At 41.4% G+C, this 22,005-nt stretch carries 13 protein-coding genes, 3 rRNA genes and 2 pseudogenes; 10 read left to right on the forward strand and 8 right to left on the reverse strand.

What is annotated here, in order from left to right:
- Nucleotides 1-333: 333 nt before the first annotated feature.
- The 3 genes and pseudogenes from CCK98_RS30650 to CCK98_RS37140 form a co-directional block, all read left to right on the forward strand.
- Nucleotides 334-657 (forward strand): hypothetical protein, encoded by a 324-nt coding sequence (locus tag CCK98_RS30650; RefSeq protein WP_088090031.1) that lies wholly within the window; start codon nucleotides 334-336, stop codon nucleotides 655-657.
- 992 nt (nucleotides 658-1,649) lie between these two features.
- On the forward strand, nucleotides 1,650-2,276 hold the full coding sequence (locus CCK98_RS30655) for an isochorismatase family cysteine hydrolase (protein WP_088090032.1): 627 nt from the start codon (nucleotides 1,650-1,652) through the stop codon (nucleotides 2,274-2,276).
- 40 nt (nucleotides 2,277-2,316) lie between these two features.
- Nucleotides 2,317-2,424 (forward strand): annotated as a pseudogene (locus tag CCK98_RS37140) (group II intron reverse transcriptase/maturase); the annotation flags it as partial.
- A gap of 123 nt (nucleotides 2,425-2,547) precedes the next feature.
- Here the strand turns inward: CCK98_RS37140 and speB are convergent.
- From speB to CCK98_RS30675, 4 genes are all read right to left on the reverse strand, one after another.
- A complete protein-coding gene (gene speB, locus CCK98_RS30660; protein WP_088090033.1) occupies nucleotides 2,548-3,546 on the reverse strand; it encodes an agmatinase in 999 nt (332 codons plus the stop codon).
- A gap of 115 nt (nucleotides 3,547-3,661) precedes the next feature.
- A complete protein-coding gene (locus CCK98_RS30665; RefSeq protein WP_088090034.1) occupies nucleotides 3,662-4,846 on the reverse strand; it encodes an iron-containing alcohol dehydrogenase in 1,185 nt (394 codons plus the stop codon).
- 55 nt (nucleotides 4,847-4,901) lie between these two features.
- Nucleotides 4,902-6,374 (reverse strand): aldehyde dehydrogenase family protein, encoded by a 1,473-nt coding sequence (locus tag CCK98_RS30670; protein WP_088090035.1) that lies wholly within the window; start codon nucleotides 6,372-6,374, stop codon nucleotides 4,902-4,904.
- 27 nt (nucleotides 6,375-6,401) lie between these two features.
- Nucleotides 6,402-7,790 (reverse strand): APC family permease, encoded by a 1,389-nt coding sequence (locus CCK98_RS30675; protein WP_088090036.1) that lies wholly within the window; start codon nucleotides 7,788-7,790, stop codon nucleotides 6,402-6,404.
- Between the two features lie 119 nt (nucleotides 7,791-7,909).
- Between CCK98_RS30675 and CCK98_RS30680 the strand changes: the two genes are divergently transcribed.
- Nucleotides 7,910-8,752: a MerR family transcriptional regulator gene (locus CCK98_RS30680; protein ID WP_218780172.1), complete on the forward strand. Its 843-nt coding sequence runs from the start codon at nucleotides 7,910-7,912 to the stop codon at nucleotides 8,750-8,752.
- Nucleotides 8,753-9,590: 838 nt separating this feature from the next.
- On the opposite strand, the gene CCK98_RS30685 is transcribed toward CCK98_RS30680, so the two are convergent.
- The gene (locus tag CCK98_RS30685) at nucleotides 9,591-10,715 is read right to left on the reverse strand and encodes an ROK family transcriptional regulator (protein ID WP_088090037.1); all 1,125 of its coding nucleotides are present in this window, start codon (nucleotides 10,713-10,715) and stop codon (nucleotides 9,591-9,593) included.
- Nucleotides 10,716-10,930: 215 nt separating this feature from the next.
- On the opposite strand from CCK98_RS30685, the gene CCK98_RS30690 reads away from it, so the two are divergent.
- The 3 genes from CCK98_RS30690 to CCK98_RS30700 are packed head-to-tail and all read left to right on the forward strand — an operon-like array spanning nucleotide 10,931 to nucleotide 14,661.
- A complete protein-coding gene (locus CCK98_RS30690; RefSeq protein WP_088090038.1) occupies nucleotides 10,931-11,707 on the forward strand; it encodes an SDR family oxidoreductase in 777 nt (258 codons plus the stop codon).
- Nucleotides 11,708-11,738: 31 nt separating this feature from the next.
- Nucleotides 11,739-13,268: an FGGY-family carbohydrate kinase gene (locus CCK98_RS30695; RefSeq protein ID WP_088090039.1), complete on the forward strand. Its 1,530-nt coding sequence runs from the start codon at nucleotides 11,739-11,741 to the stop codon at nucleotides 13,266-13,268.
- Nucleotides 13,269-13,314: 46 nt separating this feature from the next.
- Entirely contained in the window at nucleotides 13,315-14,661 is a 1,347-nt protein-coding gene (locus CCK98_RS30700; protein ID WP_088090040.1) for an MFS transporter, read from the forward strand.
- A gap of 311 nt (nucleotides 14,662-14,972) precedes the next feature.
- Here the strand turns inward: CCK98_RS30700 and rrf are convergent.
- From rrf to CCK98_RS30715, 3 genes are all read right to left on the reverse strand, one after another.
- Nucleotides 14,973-15,089, reverse strand: a 5S ribosomal RNA gene (gene rrf / locus CCK98_RS30705).
- A gap of 81 nt (nucleotides 15,090-15,170) precedes the next feature.
- Nucleotides 15,171-18,105 (reverse strand): 23S ribosomal RNA (locus tag CCK98_RS30710).
- Between the two features lie 230 nt (nucleotides 18,106-18,335).
- Nucleotides 18,336-19,885 (reverse strand): 16S ribosomal RNA (locus tag CCK98_RS30715).
- Together the 16S, 23S and 5S rRNA genes form the textbook arrangement of a ribosomal RNA operon.
- Before the next feature lie 444 nt (nucleotides 19,886-20,329).
- On the opposite strand from CCK98_RS30715, the gene CCK98_RS30720 reads away from it, so the two are divergent.
- From CCK98_RS30720 to CCK98_RS35015, 3 genes and pseudogenes are all read left to right on the forward strand, one after another.
- The gene (locus CCK98_RS30720) at nucleotides 20,330-20,632 is read left to right on the forward strand and encodes a helix-turn-helix domain-containing protein (protein WP_373408514.1); all 303 of its coding nucleotides are present in this window, start codon (nucleotides 20,330-20,332) and stop codon (nucleotides 20,630-20,632) included.
- Between the two features lie 80 nt (nucleotides 20,633-20,712).
- Entirely contained in the window at nucleotides 20,713-21,015 is a 303-nt protein-coding gene (locus CCK98_RS37145; protein WP_373408551.1) for an IS3 family transposase, read from the forward strand.
- Nucleotides 21,005-21,499: pseudogene (locus CCK98_RS35015) on the forward strand (IS3 family transposase); the annotation flags it as partial. The gene CCK98_RS37145 and the pseudogene CCK98_RS35015, both read left to right, overlap by 11 nt.
- Between the last annotated feature and the right edge of the window lie 506 nt (nucleotides 21,500-22,005).

Consider the following 22,005-nt stretch of genomic DNA (forward strand, 5'->3'; position numbering starts at 1 on the left):
GTTCTCTAGTAAACCCAGTTAACAGAATCAATATAGAAGGTTATTAAAAATGAGGAATAACGAACTAACACCCCTTCCTGGGTTGAAAATCTGGCAATATCGAAGAATTAGAGCAGAATTCACAATGCACAAGGCACTGCTTTAATTACTAAGGTTAAAAAGCCAAATACATCTTGACCAACGAGTCCTGTTAGAGAACGGAAGGGTGTTGGTATCTATGCGGATTGGCTTCCATTACCCTCCTCATTTGGGACGTATGATCAATATGAGGGATTTGCACAAATAAAAGGTGAAATCAGTTGAGAAATTGTATTTTTGGGAGATGACTTTTTGATGTTAAAAGAGGTTTGTAAATGCGAATTTACTAATTCATTTAAACTAGAAGCGGATTTAGTGGCTGACCCTATTTGGTGCAACGTATGTGGCTGGAATCTTGAAATAGAGGATTTCCCTTTATCAGATAAATTACGGGAAGAACTATTGCAATGGGTATCGGAATATGGAAAATGGATTGATTTAGAAACCGATTCATTAAAGGAAAATGGATTAAAACAACAGGAAAATCACAATGAAAAAGGGTTGCAATTATTCCAAGAAGTGAAGAAACAGCTAGGAGAAAAATATCCAATCATATTTGTTCCAACCACACCATATTGAAAAATAATTGGAATTGAATTTCTTCTTATTGAAGTAAAGGGTGCAAGAGTTAAAGAACGAGGATTGCTACGGCGATCCTTTTTTGTTATTGAGCTAACGGGGCAGTATAGTTGAAGAAAAGTACAAAAAAACAAAATAAGAGAACCAATAGTGTTAAACAACACAATCATAAAGTGAAACAGCCTTTTTTATCAAGTTTAAATATGTAAAAATTTAATCGAATTTTCTGATTTAAAGAACGTAAAAGCAATCACTCAAGTCATTCGGTGTAAACAACGGCGCCAATTGTCCAAACCATGTAGTAATTTTTCAGGTGGCTTTTGCAGCCACTTCCTAGTATATCAGCAATGTAAGCGCAAACCAACTGGTTAATGTTGGACAATAAGAGTGTATGAAAAACTAAGAAAACAGGAGAAAAACAGAGTTTAACCAATTGGCTAAATTCGTTATTTCCCAACCTTCAGCGATTACCAAAATGGTCGAATTTGACCAAAAATGAGATTTGACCTATAAAGCCCAATAATGGCCCCCACATCGAATTTTAATGCCGCGCCCTATTTTTATTACCCTAGAACAAACAGAAAAAGCCCATACAAGCCAAATATGAAAGTCGATTTTAGGTCACACAGCGAAACCGAAAATAGATTGCTTGTTTTATTGAGTATGAGGTCATTCTTGCTAAATAAATATTATGATTGGATAAGATTGTGAATAAGTGTACTTAAAGTAACGGGTGCAAGAGTTGAATATCTGGCTGCCATTTTCGGCAGTCTTTTTCTTATAGTGCACACGGGGCAGGTTGAACAAGTGAGGTGAAATACAGCTCTTTTTTATGTTTATTGGAAGGAAATCATATATGCAATAGTTGTATTTGTTTATCCCTACTTTATTGTCACTCCTTAAATTCAAAATTTCATTTTCCTAAGGAATTTTTAATCAATGTAGTTCATATAATCGATAAGTGAAAACATATAAAAGGTGGGAACAATTCTATGTTTAAACCAAACCCAGCGAATACTGCAATAGTTATTACTGACCCTCAAAATGACTTTTTGTCTCCAGGCGGAAGAGGATATCATTTGACAAAGGCTAACATTAAACAGAATAATACTTTAGCCAACCTGGAACTACTATTAAGCACTGCCCGTAGTAAAGGTTATCAGCTCTTTGTTTCCCCGCACTTTTTATTTCCACATGACTATGATTGGCAGTTTACAGGGAACGAACAAGAGATGTTGATTAGTTTGCGTGTTTATCAGAAATTAAATCAATATAGTCCTCCAACTCCGGAAGCCGATTATGTTCCAACTTTAGCTCCGTATATCTGGGACAAAACAACCGTCATTGCAACACCGCACAAGGTGGCCAGTCCTCAGACAAATGATCTGGTCTATCAACTAAGGCAACGCAGAAAAGAACAAGTAATTTTGGCTGGGGTATTATCAAACGTATGTGTTGAATCGCATATGAGAGATTTAATCGAAAATGGCTTCAAGACAGCTGTTGTTTACGATGCAACTGCCACGATTAGTGAAAACGATTTTCATGCTGCTGTTACGAACTACCGAGCTTTCAGTAGTGCTACATGGACAACACGTGAAGCCATTTCAAATATGTAATGATACTCTTAAAAAGGCATACTAAAGAAGAGATTATTCGATACTAGCCAGTATATACCTCCATTATGTCCTCGACCTATGGTTTGAGATAAAGGTTAGGAAACAGTGCAAAGGACAAGCATACATAGTAAGATATGCAGATGATTTTGCGGAACTCCTTGCCCAATCTAACTCGGCGAATGCCTAGAGTCTATATAAACAAGGAGAGGAACGCTTTTTGCGTACCTCTCTTTTTATTAACATTTATTCCTCCTGTAGGAACCAATCCCAGTTAAGAAAGCATTTCTTCTTTTTCTTTTCCGTATTTATTATTCCCCTTTTTCTCTTTTTCCTTTAATACATAGCTGAGTAAGTCTAGTACAATACGGGCTGCTACTTGTCCGGTCATGCCCGTTGGATCATATGGCGGGGCAACTTCTACTAAATCAAAACCGATGACTTCTCCTCTTTTGGAAATTCCTTCAAGCAATTCATTTACCTCATCATAGAGGAGGCCGCCTGGAGAAGGTGTACCTGTTCCAGGCGCAATTGACGGATCGATACCGTCAATATCAATCGTTACATAATATTTTTCTCCCGCAGGAATTAGCTCCAGCACTTCCTTAAGTCCCTTCTTTCTCATCTGACGAGGTGATAGGACCACGCTGCCATACGCTCTTGCTGCTTCGACGTCTTCTATTTTGCTGCTGCTAATCCCGCGAATGCCAAACTGAAATATCTTCTGAACGTAATCCAGCTCAGATAAGCGACGCATGCAATTTCCGTGACCATACCGCATTCCCGAGCGATGATCCGCCCAGTCTAAATGGGCATCAATTTGAATCACATGAAACGGACCTATGTCTTCTAGTCCTTTTCCGACTGCTGCTGTGATGGAATGATCGCCGCCTAATACAACCGGCATAGCACCTTTGGAAATAATTTTTCGGATTGCTTCTTCTGTATTCTCATGGCACTGCATAATATCTCCGTGTACCATGTCTACATCCCCGCAGTCGACTACTTTCCATTCAGGCCCAAGGTACATAATATCGTTTTCAATATCATAAGCACCATCCAGACCGAAACTATATAATGTAGAGCCTTCGCGGATTCCTCTAGGGCCCATTCTTGCTCCTGATTTCCATTGTGTACCCATGTCATTAGGCACCCCAATGACCGCCACATCTGCGTCAAGCTGGTTCAGGTTCGCACATATTGGGTATTTTCCAAAAGTACAAATGCCTGTAAAAGGTAAATTTAAAAACTGTTTTTCATCACGATTAGACATTCATGCTGCCTCCTTCTAGATTTTCATCCTCGCTTTTTCCTAATGCAAGGTTTTCTGCCGGTGGGCCAGTTCTTAACCAAGGATCTTAAATTTTACTTCTATACTTTTTATACAATTAATTTTCAATTAAAGTTGTGGTTTTCACCTCATAAGTCTTTTGAAATAATTTCAGATAGTCTTCTTTTGTCAAATCCCTTGAATTCGCCTGAGTACACAAATGTTTAAAGGCTCCTTCGGCTAGGAAAGGGAAGTCTTCGGTATTTACATTGCCTAAATCCCGGAAGCTAGGAATGCCGATTTTTTTTGCCAGCTCTTTTAACAGCACAACACCTTCGTACGCCGTTTCTTCAACTGTTTTTCCTGCAGGATTTGCCCCAAGCTTGATTGCTACCAAGGCGTGCTTTTCTGGATTTGAAGGAATATTAAATTCAAATACATGTGGAAGAAAAATAGAATTCGCCACTCCATGTGGAGTATCATAGAGTCCTCCAAGTGGTTCGGCCATCGCATGTACAGCCCCAAGATCCGTGTTATCAAAGGCGATACCTGCAACTAAACTGCCCAAAAGCATATTTTTCCTAGCCTCTAAATCATGCCCATTTTCTACTGCTAATGGAAGGTATTTGGCTATTAATTCAATGGCATATAATCCCAAAGCATCTGAAAGTGGTTGAGCAACTTTGCAGGTATAAGCTTCAATTGCATGTGTAAGTGCATCCATTCCTGTAGCAGCTGTAATCGATTTCGGCAATGTTAACGTCAATTCAGGATCGACAAGTGCCAGTTTAGGAGCGATTTTCAAATCTAGTATCGCCTCCTTCTGTTTCGTCACGGTATCCGTAATGACAGAACCTCTTGTCACTTCACTACCGGTACCTGAAGTTGTTGGAATACAAATTAGTGGAGGAATTTCTCGTTCTAGTAAATTTACGCCGTAACGTTCTCTTAGCTCTCCTCCATGTGTCAAAAGTGTCCCAATTGCTTTGGCTGTATCCATTGAACTTCCGCCGCCAAGACCAATTAAGAGATCGATGTTCTCGTTTTTAAACTGTTGATAAGCACTCTCGCAATCTACATCTTTTGGATTAGGTGATATTTCATCATAAACAATATAATTGACACCTTCTTGATCTAAAGACTGTGTGATTTTTTCCAAAATTCCTGTTTGTGCAAGTCCTTTATCTGTAATAATGAGGGCTTTATTTCCACCTAATTCTTTAGCCCTTTTCCCAATATTCTTTACTTTCCCATTCCCAAACTCTATAGAAGTAGGCAGATTAAAATGAAAATCCCATAACATAATAAATTCCTCCTTTATTTTTTGGATATTTCGAATTTAAAATTTATATTGTTAATTAATTGCTAAACCATTCAGTTGGCTTAACATCTAAATTAATATTGATTTGTTTTACCTCAGTAAACGTATCCAAGCCAAAGGTTCCTAATCCGCGGCCAATCCCGCTCTGCTTGTAACCTCCCCACGGTGCTTCATTATAGGCGAGGTTATAAGCATTAACATAAGTAATTCCGGCTCTTACTTTTTTAATAACCCTCAAAGCTTTGGCGCCATCTTGTGAAAAAACACCTGCTGCAAGCCCGTATGAAGTATCATTTGCCAGCTGGATTGCTTCCGCCTCATCTTTAAACTTTTGAACGACAAGAACTGGACCAAATATTTCTTCCTGAACAATTCTCATGTTAGGTTTGGTGTCAACAAATATTGTTGGCTCAAAGAAATAACCATTTTCAAGCCCGTTGCTTGTGATACGGTTGCCACCGCAAGCTAATGTAGCCCCTTCGTCTAAGCCAATTTGAATATATTCAAGGATATTCTTCATGTGATCTTCACTTACAAGCGGACCCATTTCTGTTGTCGAATCATCCCCAGGGCCAACTTGAATCTTTTTTGCTCTTTCTACCAATCTAGCAATGAATTTATCATGAATGCTCTCTTCTAACAGTAAACGGGATCCCGCATTACATACTTGACCGGCATTGGTAAAAATTCCATTCAAAGCATAATCGATGGCTGTCTCAAAATCCGCGTCAGCGAAAACAATATTTGGCGACTTGCCGCCTAGTTCGAGTGAAAGGTTTTTAATATTTCCTGTTGCTGAATTCATGATGCTTCTACCCGTTGCTGTACTACCTGTAAAAGAAATCAAATCCACCTTTTGGCTTTCCGCTAATTCATTTCCTACTGTTGAACCACCTCCTAAAACTAGATTTACAACACCAGCTGGTATCCCCACTTCTTCCATGATCTCAAATAATTTGTAAGTGGTGACAGGAGTGATTTCAGCTGGTTTAAATATAAGCGTATTTCCCGCAGCAAGCGCAGGGGCTATTTTCCAAGCTCCCGTCAACAATGGAAAATTCCATGGAGCGATAAGTCCGCATACACCGACAGGTTCCCGAATAACCATGGCTTGTACAGGATCGGCAACAGAATACGTTTGACCATTTGGCTTTGTCACTAACCCAGCATAGTATCGGAAACAATTCACGGTATCAGCAATATCAAACTCTGATTCTTTAAGGGGTTTTCCCGTATTCTCAGTTTCAAGTTTGCTAAGCTCGTCTGCCTTTTCTTCAATCTTATCCGCTATTTTAAATAAGTAGGTTGCACGTTCAGATGCCGGTAAGTCTGACCAAATTCCGGAGTCAAAAGCTGTTCGTGCAGTATTAATCGCCATTTGGGCTTCTTCTCTACTTCCTTTCGGAGCTTCAGCCATATTTTTACCGTTTGCAGGATTCACAACATAACTCCTTTCTCCACTTAATGAATCCATCCATTCACCATTAATAAACATTTTCAACTTCAGCATAATTACAAACCTCCAATATATTATTTTTTACCTTACCTGTTGAGGGATAACCTCTCGATCAATGTCTTGTACATTTTGTGGAATCAATTCTTTATCAAAATGAAACTCAGGAAGTGGTTGGCGGAACCCTTTCGTCATATAGACAAGATAAATCAAGCCGCATGCCATCCAGATGCCCCCGAGAATCAACGCATCCCTTTCTAAATGCGACCATAACCATGTCGTAAACGCTGCCCCAATGAGTGGTAATAATAGGTACCGAATGCAATCCATAAAAGAACGCTTATGATTTTTGATAAAATAATGGGCGATAACAGACAGATTTACAGATGTAAAGGCAATTAACGCTCCAAAATTGATAAACTTAATAACTTGTTCTAGGGTTAATGGAATTGCGAGTAAAGAAACTACGCCAATCACAATGATGCCAAGTGACGGTGTTTTAAATTTAGGATGAATGTATCCAAATATATTTTTGGGTAATACGGAATCTCGTCCCATCGCATATAACACTCGCGATGCGCTTGTGATTGAAGCGATCCCTGAAGAGAAATTACCAATAATCACTGCTGTAATAAAAATGGACTTAAATAAATTTCCTCCGACAAGCACTGCAATTTCAAGGGATGCAGAATCAGCATGTTTGAATGAAATGCCAGGATGCACCAATTGTGCTAAGTAAGAAGAGCCAATATACAAAACTCCGATAAACACTAGCATGATAATAATCGCTCTTGGGATCGTTTTTTCGGGATTGATTGTTTCCTCTGATAAAGTGGTGAGTGAGTCAAAACCAAGAAAACTAAAGCAAAGAATGGTAGCACCTGCCAAGATAACGGACAAGGAAACATCTGCATCAAACAATGGCTTAATTGAGAAAAGACTACCCGTCCCTACTCCTTCCGATAAACTTTTGAATGTTAATATCCAGAAAAGGCAAACAAAAATGACTTGAGCAATAACAAAAATTTTACTCGTTATTGCTGAGATCTCCACACCTAGTATGCTCGGAGATACGATGCTTGCAGTCAACACAATTACCCACACATAATGCGGGATTCCAGGAAATACAGCACTTAAAAAGACAGTGGACATCAAGCAGGTAACCATAGGCGTTAACATATAATCAAGCATAATCGTCCAACCGACAATGAACCCAACCTCAGAATTAATAGATTTTTGCGTAAAGGAATAGGCTGAACCTGAGATCGGGTAGGCTTTCGCCATCTTGCCATAGCTGAGAGCTGTAAAAAGTATTGCTAGAAAAGCAATAATGTATGCAGCCGTAATAACACCTCTTGAGGTAACGGCAGCAATTCCATAGGTATTAAAAAACACCATGGGGTTATTCCATGCAATCCCTAAAAAAACAACCTGTGACAAAGTAAGTGTTCTTGCAAGCGCTTTCTGTTTCATAACTCAACTCCCTCCGTGTTAATAAATTTAATTCCTAGATTATTTAGAACATTTCGTATTTTTATTGTAAACCTTATTGTTACACAAAGGTCAATAGGTGTATTATATTTTTTAGGGGGGTGATTTCACTGAAAATAAAGGAAAAATTAGCCATTGGTGAAATGGCGAGGTTAAGAGGGGTAACAACGGAGACTTTACGCCACTATGATCGGATTGACCTATTCAAACCTCAATATGTCGATCCCGATTCGGGGTATCGCTACTATTCTATTTTTCAATATGAAGTTTTAGGGACCATTAAAGAGTTGCGGCAACTTGGGATGAGTACGGATGAAATAAAGGATTATTTTAATGAACGTAATTTTAATAAGTCCTTGGATATTCTGAAAACCAAGCATACGGAACTTGTGTCAAAACTGAACGAGTTACATGACTTGGAGGAAAATATTCGGGGGAAAATTGGATACTTGGAGCATGTAGCGAAAGAAAAAGAACTTCAATCGGTGTTTTTCCGCGAAATAGGAAGAAGGAAGTTAATTACCTTAAATGAAAAAATAAATAATAATTTAGAACTCAGTTATGGTGTTATAAGGTTAGAGAATATGCTCACCGAGAAGACACCAATTCTGGCTAGTAATAGACTAGGCATTATCATCCAAGAAGCGGATCTTAGAGCGAAACGATTTGAAGAACCATCCATCATTTTTGTAGTGGCAAAAAATAAAGAAAAAATACCAAAACAGTGTCAAATGACGGTTCCTGCTGGGTTATTTGCGTGTATTCGTTATAACGGGGAATTATTATGGAATCGAAGCGAAAGTTTGAGTAAGATATTGGAATATCTTGATGAAACCGGATATCAAATAACCGGCGATGCGCTGCAAATTATGCACGTCGATATTACAATCACAGATAAACCAAATGAGATTACATTCGAAATTCAAGTTCCAGTTCAAATTTAGGGACGGGGGGACAATTCAAATTAGGCAATAGACAAAGGAGGGCCAATGGCCCTCCTTTTGTTCACATATTTTAATTTAACCATACCACCTGATAGATACAAATGAAACAAACTTCGCCCATTTCCCTCAAGTTTCCCTTTTAATCAATCGTTTGATTAGAATGGCTGCACTCCTTGATAAATATGAATCAGCCTTCCCCAAGGCATAAATAAATTGTTGAAAAATGGTCTTGAAATTGGGGAAAGAAACGGTCCAAACCACTTTTGTCACTAATCGACAGCCGTTCGATTAAATTCTATTTAAACTATACTACTCAAACCTTTAGTTAAAAAATCTACAAGTACTGATTTATAAGAGCCTCTCCTGCTAGGCAAGAATGAAAATTGTCGAGAACCGGAAGTAAATTCCGCAGGAAATATCTCAACTTTCCACAAAATCAGATAGGTTTCAAATAAACTTACATAATTCTATTAATTGCCCGTCTTTTCCCTACTACACAAACGATTGGTTAAAACTTGCCTCAGTACCCACCATGACTGGATTTATCACTTAAAATACCTGAAAAGACTGTCGATCGCTGTCTCCAACCATGCCTTTTTAAAAAAGGGAACCCAAGTGGGCAGCTGAATTAGGATTTCTCCCTATTCAATTATGTGGCCTTTTACTGAGTGTCCTCTAGTAAAACTAGTTAACAGAATAAATATAGAAGGTTATCAAAATCCTGTGTTTCAGCAAAGACGTGATTATTCTCATCGTATATATAGAACTGTTTGTCGACAAAATTCAGGCTGTAAACAAAATTAGCTTTGGACACCAAGTTTATGAAAAATTTACATTATTAAATCTCATTCAAAAATGATTGAATAAACGGTATGGCAGCACCTATAGGTACGCCATTAGCAGGTGAACGGCTAATATGAATAAATGGTTCATTACTTGGAAATGCTGTTTTTTTATTAACTTTTTCATGAAGAATTTCAATATCTTCTTCCTTTAAGTATGGAGATATATGTCCACCGATAATAAATTCTCTGTTAAGGACAAGATGTATATTGTTGATTGAAAATGCTAAATTATCTAAAAAGTAATTCCACCTCTCAACATAAGAAGGGATTCTAGAACGTACCTGTTGGAAGAAAAAATCTAATGATTCATCTTCTTCTAGAAGCGCATTAACAGAGCTATACGTTTCCATGCATCCTTTGTTTCCGCAGTAACAAGAAGGACCATCAGGATTAATTGTCATATGTTCTATCGTTCCACTATGTCCTTCTTTTCCCATATAAATTTGACCATCTATGATAATAGCACCCCCAAGGTGCGGCCCAATCGAGAGATAGACAGCATCTCCAATATCATTTCTTACCCACAGCTCTGTTGTTGCGGCACACTTGGCATCATGTAAAAACATACAGGGATAAGGGAGATACTGTGCAAAAACCTCAATATCTAATCCTGTAGAGATCAATATTTTTCCATAAGTGATTTTCTTTCCGTCATTCGACGTTAATCCTTGGACAGCAAAACCAATCCCAAGAACCTGCTCTTCTTTCACATCGAGAGACGAGATGAATGACTGTACAGCTTGGCTTACCTCTTTGTAATAACCATCTTCATTAGAATACTCCATCGCCAGTCTCTCTTGCTGAAAGGCATGCCCACGCAAATCAATGGCCAGAATCTGTACAGTCCCCTTCTGAATCTCTACCCCAATGCTGATCCTAGCCTGAGGGCAAATGGCATAAGCAGCTGCACGCCTTCCCACCGAAGATTCAAACTGCCCGCTCTTCTCAATCAATTTTTCTTTTTCCAAGCGAACGAGGTTCTGGGTGACCGTCGGTAAACTCAAATGAAGCTGATTGGCAACTTCTTGTTTTGAAAGCTTCTCATATTGATAAATGAGATGGTAGATCGATGAGTAATTGCCTTTTTTTATATCTTTAAACGTGATGCTATTGTCCATGGAAAATACCCCATTTTATAAACTAATTTTATAAAAACATTTACTTTAACTCTTATAAATATATCATAAGAGCGGATACATTCACAGCTTTGTCAAAGGTGTCTGCTAATTTTAAATTTTATAATTATTGACTATCGGGGAAAATAGTTTTATTATGTAAATGTATTTTATAAAATCATTTTACAAAATAAATTAACTAAAAGGGAATGGGAAAAATGGGGATTATTGAAAAAATGAGACTGGACGGAAAGAAAATTTTTGTAACAGGTGGTGCAAGGGGTATTGGTAAAAGCGTTGCAACTGCTTTCGCTGAAGCAGGAGCAGATGTAGCAATTGTGGACTTGGATATCGAGGAAGCCACAAAGACAGCGAAGGAACTTGAAGAAAATAATGGAATCAAGTCGATTGCCATCAAGGCAGATGTCACTAACCCAGCAGATGTTGATGCTATGATTGAAACCATACTAGAAGTATTTGGACGTTTAGATGTTGCCTTCTGTAATGCAGGAATCTGCATGAACGTACCAGCAGAGGAAATGACCTTTAAACAGTGGAAAAAAGTCATCGATATTAATCTTACCGGTGTATTTCTAACGGCCCAAGCAGCTGGAAAAGTCATGTTAAAACAAGGTGGCGGTTCTATTATTAATACTGCTTCTATGTCTGGACATATTGTGAATGTGCCACAACCACAGTGCTCCTACAATGCTTCTAAAGCAGGAGTGATCCAGTTGACAAAATCTCTGGCAGTGGAATGGGCAACAAGAAATGTGCGCGTAAATTGTATCAGTCCTGGATATATTGGAACAGAACTTACATTAAATTCTCCAAGCTTACAGCCGTTGATCGAACAGTGGAATGAAATGGCACCGCTTCACCGAATGGGTCGACCAGAAGAACTTCAGTCCATCTGTGTTTATCTAGCAGGAGACACTAGCAGCTTTACGACGGGATCTGACTTTGTCATCGATGGAGCTTTCACTTGCATTTAATAGACTAATAGATTCTTTAGGAGGACTATCTATGAACTATCTACTCGGTACAGATATCGGAACATCCGGTACCAAAACCATCCTAATGGACACAGAAGGCAATCTGATTGCTCAAGATTTACAGGAATACGATGTATTGACCCCAAAGCCTTTATGGGCAGAGCAATGGCCAGAGGTTTGGCTTGATGCAGCGAAAACCTCGATTAAAAACACGGTACAAAAGGCTGGAATTCCAGCGGAGAAAATACGTGGTATCGCCATTAGCGGTCTATATGGAGGTTCAGGAATTCCATTGGACGAAAAAATGGAGCCTGTTAGGCCGTGCATGATATGGATGGATCGAAGAGCAGAAGCGGAAACAAAGTGGATAATAGATCATATCGGGGAAGAAAAACTTCTCGAAATTACCCATAATGGAGCCGACCCTTATTATGGCTATACCAAAATGTTATGGATGAAAAATCATGAACCGGAAAACTGGAAGAAAACCAAGCTCTTTCTCCCACCAAATGATTATGTCATTTATAAACTGACCGGAGAAATTGCCATTGATTATTCTTCTGCTGGAAATATCGGCGGAATTTTTGATATGAATAACAGAACCTGGTCAAATGGCATGATGGATGCGATGGGAATTCCTCTTTCGATGATGCCAGAAAAAATCGTGGAATCAACCGATATTGTGGGTGGATTGACAAAAGAAGCCGCAGTTGAGTTGGGACTTTCTGAAGGAATGCCAGTGATCGCCAGTGGTATTGACTGCGGTGCTGCCAATATCGGCCTCGGTGTATTTGAATCTGGTATTTATGCAGCCGCAATTGGAACTTCGATGTGTGCAGCCTTCATTTCCGATAAACCAGTGAAAGGAAAAGATTTGATTGTTTGGCCCTATTTATATGATGCCAAAAGACTTTCTTATTATTTTGCAGGTGGAGCTACAGCTGGAGCCATAGTGAAATGGTTCCGTCAAACGATGTGTCAATATGAATTGAAAGTAGAAAAAGCTGGCGGGAAAAATGCCTATGATGTGTTAAATGGACAGGCAGCTAACATTCCGGTTGGAAGCGAAGGTTTGATTGTCCTTCCTTACTTTATGGGAGAGAGAAGTCCAATTTGGGATTCCGATGCAAAAGGTACCATCGTGGGACTTTCATTGGCACATACAAAAGCTCATATTTATCGCGCATTTCTGGAAGCGGTTGCGTTCTCTTTACGAGATGCAATCGAAGCGACCGGAGAAGATCTTGGAGAATATATCTTGCTTGCCGGTGGTGTCACAAAGTCAAAATTGTGGAGACAAATCTTTGCCGATGTCACAGGCTATCCAGTTGTCTGCCCGATTCATGATGTAGAAGCAAATATGGGAGATGTCATGCTGGCTGGAATTGGTACGGGTCTCCTCTCTTATGAAGATGTGAAGAAATGGCAGGTTCTCGATGAGAAGATTATGCCAAATAAAGAGAATCATAGGAAATATAATGACTATTACCATGTTTATAAATCTATCTATCAAAATTTAAAGTCTGATATGAAAACGTTGACAAGACTGTCTACAACATGATTTGAGCATATGCTTTACCAATTTAAAAAAGGGATATGTGATAGAAATGAATATATGGAAAAAAAGAATTGGATATGGGGCGGGCGACTTCGCCTGCAACCTCGTATTTAGTACAATGGCGTCTTACCTGCTGTTTTTTTATACGGATGTCTTTGGAATAACCGCAACCGTAGCTGGTACTTTAATGTTAGTAACCAAAGTCATTGATGCTTTTGCCGATACGGGTATGGGATTATTGGTGGATCGGACTCGTACTAGGTGGGGGCAAGGAAGACCCTACTTCCTGATCGGAGCGATTCCGTTTGCTGTCTTTACGGTCATGACCTTTATTGTTCCTGATTTCAGTATGTCAGGAACAATTTTATGGGCTTATATCACTTATTGTTTGTTGAATATTGCTTATACGGTGGTCAATATCCCTTTAAATACGATTGTACCAAGGTTAACCTCAGATAACCATGAGCGAAACTGGTTAGTATCGACTAGAATGATTTGTGCGTTAATTGGAACCGCTTTAGTTATGTCGATTACGACGCCGATGGTCAATTTCTTCGGTCAAGGAGATAACCAAAAAGGTTATTTCATTACGATGACCGTTTATGGCATCGCGGCGGTGATCGTATTTGTGTTTACCTTTATGAATACAAAAGAGGTGGTTCCGCCAACCGTCCAACCTGGAAAATCTTCTTTTAAACAGGATTTTAAAGGATTGACTGGCCCTGCCGTTATTTTCTTTATCTTGAACTTTCTCTATTTTGGTCTTTTTGTCATTAGAAATACAACCGTGATCTACTATTTCACGTATAATTTGGGCCGTACGGATTGGCTGACGTTTGTAGGACTATTCGGTATTCTCTCTGGTCTGCCAATGCTGCTGCTTTTACCTTGGCTTCAAAAGAAGATGCCCAAGAAAAATGTATTGCTTATAAGTACAGTCATTTATATGGTTGGAGATTTTGTGATTTATTTCGGAAAGACCTCACCTGTCTTACTGATTGCCGGTTTGGCGATTACTGGGCTTGGGATTTATGGCATCTTCGGCACCACCTTTGCGATTCAGCCAGATGTTATTGATTATTCAGAGTACAAAAACAATCGAAGCATTGCTGGGATGATTGCCGCTTTCCAAGGATTTTTTGTAAAAGTAAGCTTGGGCCTTGGAAGTGCACTTGTAGGAGTTATCCTGAAATTGGGCGGTTATGTTCCAAATGCAAAACAAACTGCAACCGCTTTAAACTATATTGAAATCAGCTTTATCTGGGTCCCAATGGCCATTTGTGTACTGATTGGAATTACGATGTTTTTCTATAAACTTGATGATAAACGAGCGGTGATGGATGTAGAACTCGAACGGCGACGTGCATTGGTAAACCAAAATGTTGTAAACCTTTAATAAAGCGTATTCATTAAGTATACAAGAGGAATAAAATGAAAAGATCATGAATGTATTTGTGAGACATGGGTATGGTACCTATAGTAAGTTTCGGGGACTGCTACTAGAAATAGTATCCATGTCTTACATTCTCTCATCAGCAGCTGTCCTCAACAAATTGCACTTGAATGGATTTTCCCCCCTTCACGGGCACTGTGAACCTTCCAGAGCGACCACCTATCACTTACATTCTCATAAATTGCTAATCCTCGAACACAATATAATTTCCAACGCATAACAAAAAGACAACCTTTTCAGGTTGTCCTTAATATGCCTGGCAACGTCCTACTCTCACAGGGACGCGTGTCCCAACTACCATCGGCGCTGAGAAGCTTAACTTCCGTGTTCGGTATGGGAACGGGTGTGACCTTCTCGCCATTGCTGCCAGACTATTTTTTTAGAGGAATCAATCATTCCCTCAAAACTAGATAATGCAGAAGAAGTTTGTAAAACTGAGTGTGCCTTAAAAATTGGTTAAGTCCTCGAACGATTAGTATCAGTCAGCTCCACATGTTACCACGCTTCCACCTCTGACCTATCAACCTGATCATCTTTCAGGGTTCTTACTAGCTTGCGCTATGGGAAATCTCATCTTGAGGGGGGCTTCATGCTTAGATGCTTTCAGCACTTATCCCGTCCGCACATAGCTACCCAGCGATGCCCTTGGCAGAACAACTGGTACACCAGCGGTGCGTCCATCCCGGTCCTCTCGTACTAAGGACAGCTCCTCTCAAATTTCCTGCGCCCACGACGGATAGGGACCGAACTGTCTCACGACGTTCTGAACCCAGCTCGCGTACCGCTTTAATGGGCGAACAGCCCAACCCTTGGGACCGACTACAGCCCCAGGATGCGATGAGCCGACATCGAGGTGCCAAACCTCCCCGTCGATGTGGACTCTTGGGGGAGATAAGCCTGTTATCCCCGGGGTAGCTTTTATCCGTTGAGCGATGGCCCTTCCATGCGGAACCACCGGATCACTAAGCCCGACTTTCGTCCCTGCTCGACTTGTAGGTCTCGCAGTCAAGCTCCCTTGTGCCTTTACACTCTGCGAATGATTTCCAACCATTCTGAGGGAACCTTTGGGCGCCTCCGTTACTCTTTAGGAGGCGACCGCCCCAGTCAAACTGCCCACCTGACACTGTCTCCCACCCCGATCAGGGGTGCGGGTTAGAATTTCAATACAGCCAGGGTAGTATCCCACCGACGCCTCCACCGAAGCTAGCGCTCCGGCTTCTCAGGCTCCTACCTATCCTGTACAAGCTGTACCAAAATTCAATATCAGGCTACAGTAAAGCTCCACGGGGTCTTTCCGTCCTGTCGCGGGTAACCTGCATCTTCACAGGTACTATAATTTCACCGAGTCTCTCGTTGAGACAGTGCCCAGATCGTTACGCCTTTCGTGCGGGTCGGAACTTACCCGACAAGGAATTTCGCTACCTTAGGACCGTTATAGTTACGGCCGCCGTTTACTGGGGCTTCGATTCAGAGCTTCGCGTGAGCTAACCCCTCCTCTTAACCTTCCAGCACCGGGCAGGCGTCAGCCCCTATACTTCGCCTTGCGGCTTCGCAGAGACCTGTGTTTTTGCTAAACAGTCGCCTGGGCCTATTCACTGCGGCTCTTCGAGGCTATTCACCTCAAAAAGCACCCCTTCTCCCGAAGTTACGGGGTCATTTTGCCGAGTTCCTTAACGAGAGTTCTCTCGCTCACCTTAGGATTCTCTCCTCGCCTACCTGTGTCGGTTTGCGGTACGGGCACCTTTTATCTCGCTAGAGGCTTTTCTTGGCAGTGTGGAATCAGGAACTTCGGTACTAAATTTCCTTCGCTATCACAGCTCAGCCTTCGCGAGAAGCGGATTTGCCTACTTCTCAACCTAACTGCTTAGACGCGCATATCCAACAGCGCGCTTACCCTATCCTCCTGCGTCCCCCCATTGCTCAAACGATAAAGAGGTGGTACAGGAATATCAACCTGTTGTCCATCGCCTACGCCTTTCGGCCTCGGCTTAGGTCCCGACTAACCCTGAGCGGACGAGCCTTCCTCAGGAAACCTTAGGCAATCGGTGGATGAGATTCTCACTCATCTTTCGCTACTCATACCGGCATTCTCACTTCTAAGCGCTCCACCAGTCCTTACGGTCTAGCTTCAACGCCCTTAGAACGCTCTCCTACCACTGACATCTAAGATGTCAATCCACAGCTTCGGTGATACGTTTAGCCCCGGTACATTTTCGGCGCAGAGTCATTCGACCAGTGAGCTATTACGCACTCTTTAAATGATGGCTGCTTCTAAGCCAACATCCTGGTTGTCTAAACAACTCCACATCCTTTTCCACTTAACGTATACTTTGGGACCTTAGCTGGTGGTCTGGGCTGTTTCCCTTTTGACTACGGATCTTATCACTCGCAGTCTGACTCCCACGGATAAGTCTTTGGCATTCGGAGTTTGTCTGAATTCGGTAACCCGATGAGGGCCCCTAGTCCAAACAGTGCTCTACCTCCAAGACTCTTACTACGTGAGGCTAGCCCTAAAGCTATTTCGGAGAGAACCAGCTATCTCCAAGTTCGATTGGAATTTCTCCGCTACCCACACCTCATCCCCGCACTTTTCAACGTGCGTGGGTTCGGGCCTCCATCCAGTGTTACCTGGACTTCACCCTGGACATGGGTAGATCACCTGGTTTCGGGTCTACGACCACATACTCATACGCCCTATTCAGACTCGCTTTCGCTGCGGCTCCGTCTTTTCAACTTAACCTTGCATGGGATCGTAACTCGCCGGTTCATTCTACAAAAGGCACGCTATCACCCATTAACGGGCTCTAACTACTTGTAGGCACACGGTTTCAGGAACTATTTCACTCCCCTTCCGGGGTGCTTTTCACCTTTCCCTCACGGTACTGGTTCACTATCGGTCACTAGGGAGTATTTAGCCTTGGGAGATGGTCCTCCCTGCTTCCGACCGGATTTCTCGTGTCCGGCCGTACTCAGGATCCACTCAGGAGGGAACGAAGTTTCGACTACAGGGTTTTTACCTTCTATGACGGACCTTTCCAGGTCGCTTCATCTACCCCGTTCCTTTGTAACTCCATGTTGAGTGTCCTACAACCCCAAGAGGCAAGCCTCTTGGTTTGGGCTATGTCCCGTTTCGCTCGCCGCTACTCAGGGAATCGCGTTTGCTTTCTCTTCCTCCGGGTACTTAGATGTTTCAGTTCCCCGGGTATGCCTTCCATACCCTATGTATTCAGGTAAAGATACTGTTCCATTACGAACAGTGGGTTCCCCCATTTGGAAATCTCCGGATCAAAGCTTACTTACAGCTCCCCGAAGCATATCGGTGTTAGTCCCGTCCTTCATCGGCTCCTAGTGCCAAGGCATTCACCGTGCGCCCTTTCTAACTTAACCTAAAAGGTTATTCTCTTACTTACATAAGAGAGAAAACTAAAATGGCAAGGAAAAATTGAACTTCATTTTTCCCATTGACTCGGTTCTTACATTGACTTCTTCATTACGATTATCTAGTTTTCAAAGAACGAACGTGTCTTGAGAGAATTGCACTCTCAAAACTAAACAAACAAGAAACGTCAATCAAACAAACTGTTTTGTCTGGCTCATATGTCCAGCTTTATCCTTAGAAAGGAGGTGATCCAGCCGCACCTTCCGATACGGCTACCTTGTTACGACTTCACCCCAATCATCTGTCCCACCTTAGGCGGCTGGCTCCTTGCGGTTACCCCACCGACTTCGGGTGTTACAAACTCTCGTGGTGTGACGGGCGGTGTGTACAAGGCCCGGGAACGTATTCACCGCGGCATGCTGATCCGCGATTACTAGCGATTCCGGCTTCATGCAGGCGAGTTGCAGCCTGCAATCCGAACTGAGAATGGTTTTATGGGATTGGCTAAACCTCGCGGTCTTGCAGCCCTTTGTACCATCCATTGTAGCACGTGTGTAGCCCAGGTCATAAGGGGCATGATGATTTGACGTCATCCCCACCTTCCTCCGGTTTGTCACCGGCAGTCACCTTAGAGTGCCCAACTAAATGCTGGCAACTAAGATCAAGGGTTGCGCTCGTTGCGGGACTTAACCCAACATCTCACGACACGAGCTGACGACAACCATGCACCACCTGTCACTCTGTCCCCCGAAGGGGAAAATCCTATCTCTAGGAGTGTCAGAGGATGTCAAGACCTGGTAAGGTTCTTCGCGTTGCTTCGAATTAAACCACATGCTCCACCGCTTGTGCGGGCCCCCGTCAATTCCTTTGAGTTTCAGCCTTGCGGCCGTACTCCCCAGGCGGAGTGCTTAATGCGTTAGCTGCAGCACTAAGGGGCGGAAACCCCCTAACACTTAGCACTCATCGTTTACGGCGTGGACTACCAGGGTATCTAATCCTGTTTGCTCCCCACGCTTTCGCGCCTCAGCGTCAGTTACAGACCAGAAAGCCGCCTTCGCCACTGGTGTTCCTCCACATCTCTACGCATTTCACCGCTACACGTGGAATTCCGCTTTCCTCTTCTGCACTCAAGTCCCCCAGTTTCCAATGACCCTCCACGGTTGAGCCGTGGGCTTTCACATCAGACTTAAAGGACCGCCTGCGCGCGCTTTACGCCCAATAATTCCGGACAACGCTTGCCACCTACGTATTACCGCGGCTGCTGGCACGTAGTTAGCCGTGGCTTTCTGGTTAGGTACCGTCAAGGTACCGGCAGTTACTCCGATACTTGTTCTTCCCTAACAACAGAGCTTTACGACCCGAAGGCCTTCATCGCTCACGCGGCGTTGCTCCATCAGACTTTCGTCCATTGTGGAAGATTCCCTACTGCTGCCTCCCGTAGGAGTCTGGGCCGTGTCTCAGTCCCAGTGTGGCCGATCACCCTCTCAGGTCGGCTACGCATCGTCGCCTTGGTGAGCCGTTACCTCACCAACTAGCTAATGCGCCGCGGGCCCATCCGTAAGTGTCAGCCGAAACCGACTTTCAGCTTTTCCTCATGAGAGGAAAAGGATTATCCGGTATTAGCACCGGTTTCCCGGTGTTATCCCAGTCTTACAGGCAGGTTGCCCACGTGTTACTCACCCGTCCGCCGCTAATCAACAGGAGCAAGCTCCTATTGATCCGCTCGACTTGCATGTATTAGGCACGCCGCCAGCGTTCGTCCTGAGCCAGGATCAAACTCTCCAAGAAAGTTGATTAGCTCATTTTGTTACGTTGGCTCATGTTCTCTATATTAATAGAAGAAACACGATTAAATTATTGTTTGTTGACGTTTTTGTTTGTTTAGTTTTCAAAGAACAATCTATCATGTCAGAAGCGACAATGATTATTATATCGAATCTCCATTACTATGTCAATATAATAATTTAACTTTTTTGTTATCACCTTTAACTAATAAAACAGCCGTTAAAAGCAACTTCCTCATAATAACACCTTCGGTCTACATATACAACAGAAACTTTTTCTGAGATAACAATATCTTATCTTTTTAAATCCACAACCAACCCTAAAATATTCAGCTACGATTTTATTCAGCCACTTTCGGTGCGTGATAGTGGATTGCGCCCATTAGAGTAGACACGAATAATTCGGGGAATCTATGACCATAATGGTCATAAATAAGGAGTGATTTCGTTGTCTACTATTAGAAAAAGTAAATCTTATTCATTTGAACTTAAACTAAATGCTGTTAATAGAGTTCAAGCTGGTGAAAGTGTGAAAATTGTGGCGAAGCTGCTTGAGATTGTTGATCCAGACTATATTTATGTATGGATTAAGAAGTATGAAACTTATGGTGAAGTTGGATTAAAACGTAAAAAGAGAAACAGTTTAATTGATGATAAAGAGAAAATCAAAGAGTTAGAAATGGAAAATGAAATATTAAAAAAGTACCTTCAAATTCTAAAAAGGGGGGGAAAAAAGCTAAGTTCCAAGTAATAGATGAGCTTAAATCAAAATATCCTATCTCAAAAATTTGTAAAATACTTGTAGTTTCCCGGGCTGGATATTACAAATATATAAAAAACAAAGGAAAAAAGAAAAAGGAAACAAATAGAGATAAAGAGTTAAAAGAATATATTACGATAATTCACCATCAACACCACAAGAACTATGGTTATCGCAAAATAAATGCCGAATTAAGAGATAAGTATAACCTTCCGGTTAGTGAGAAAATAATGCGGAGATTAATGAGTGAGTTGGGGTTAAAAAGTCAAGCGCGTAGAGATAAAAGAAAATCTATCAATGGACAAAGTCATAAAGTATCTTCGGCTGGCCATATCTATGAAAACCTATTAAAAAAGGGATTTCTCCACTTCTGAAATTAGTGAAAAATGGGTTACAGACGTAACAGAAATTCCGATAGGAAATACAAAACTTTATCTCTCTGCCCTAATGGATTTACATGATAATTATATTTTAGGATATCAATTATCTGGATCCCATGATGTCAATCTAGTAGAAGATACGCTTGTCTCTGCATTAGAAAATAGAAATAAAAAGAAGGGGATGATTATTCATTCTGACCAAGGAATGCCCTACCGGTCAAATAGATGGAAAGAGTTAATGGGGGAAGGGGAAAATACAATCACTCCAAGTATGTCTAGAAAAGCAAATGCCCTCGATAATGCATGTATAGAAAGCTTTTTCTCCTTTCTAAAAGCAGAACGCAAAGAACTAAAAACAGTTAGGGTTATAGACGAAGCTAAACAGATTATTCATGAGTATATAAACTATTATAACCATCACCGAATTCAAGGGGTCTTAGATTACAAAACACCTAAACAATATGCAGCAGCCAGTTAAGAGACAGACCACAGGGCTAGTCTTTCTCCTTCGCATCTTACAGACCAATTCTCAGAATTCTGGGGGGCTGTCAAGTGCTTTCCTTGACAGGCTCCCAGGGTTCTGAGACCATGCGAAAAGATGAGAAGAAGAAAGGAACCAGAGTGAAAGGTTAATTTATTAATAATCCACCCAAAAGCCCTTTCTACAAAGGTGCTTTTTTTTGAATGATTCGATACTCCTTATAAAAATAGTTATAAATACTTTTGTATTATTAAAATAATTCCTCTTTATCACAAGCTAATACTAACTGAAACAGCTAATTCACATCATATTTCTATATGATAGATAGGTGAATTCGACCAATTTCAATTTAGGCTATACTATTCAAACGATTGATTAAAACATGCGCGGCTATTTATTTATAAGCTTTTCCCATGCATGCATGGCAAGAAAATTGTCGATACGCGTATATAAATTTCGCAGGAAATAACCCACCTTTCTACAAAAAAAGATGTGTTTCTCTT

The organism is Bacillus sp. OV166, from assembly GCF_900177675.1.
Classification (GTDB): Bacteria; Bacillota; Bacilli; order Bacillales; family Cytobacillaceae; genus Neobacillus.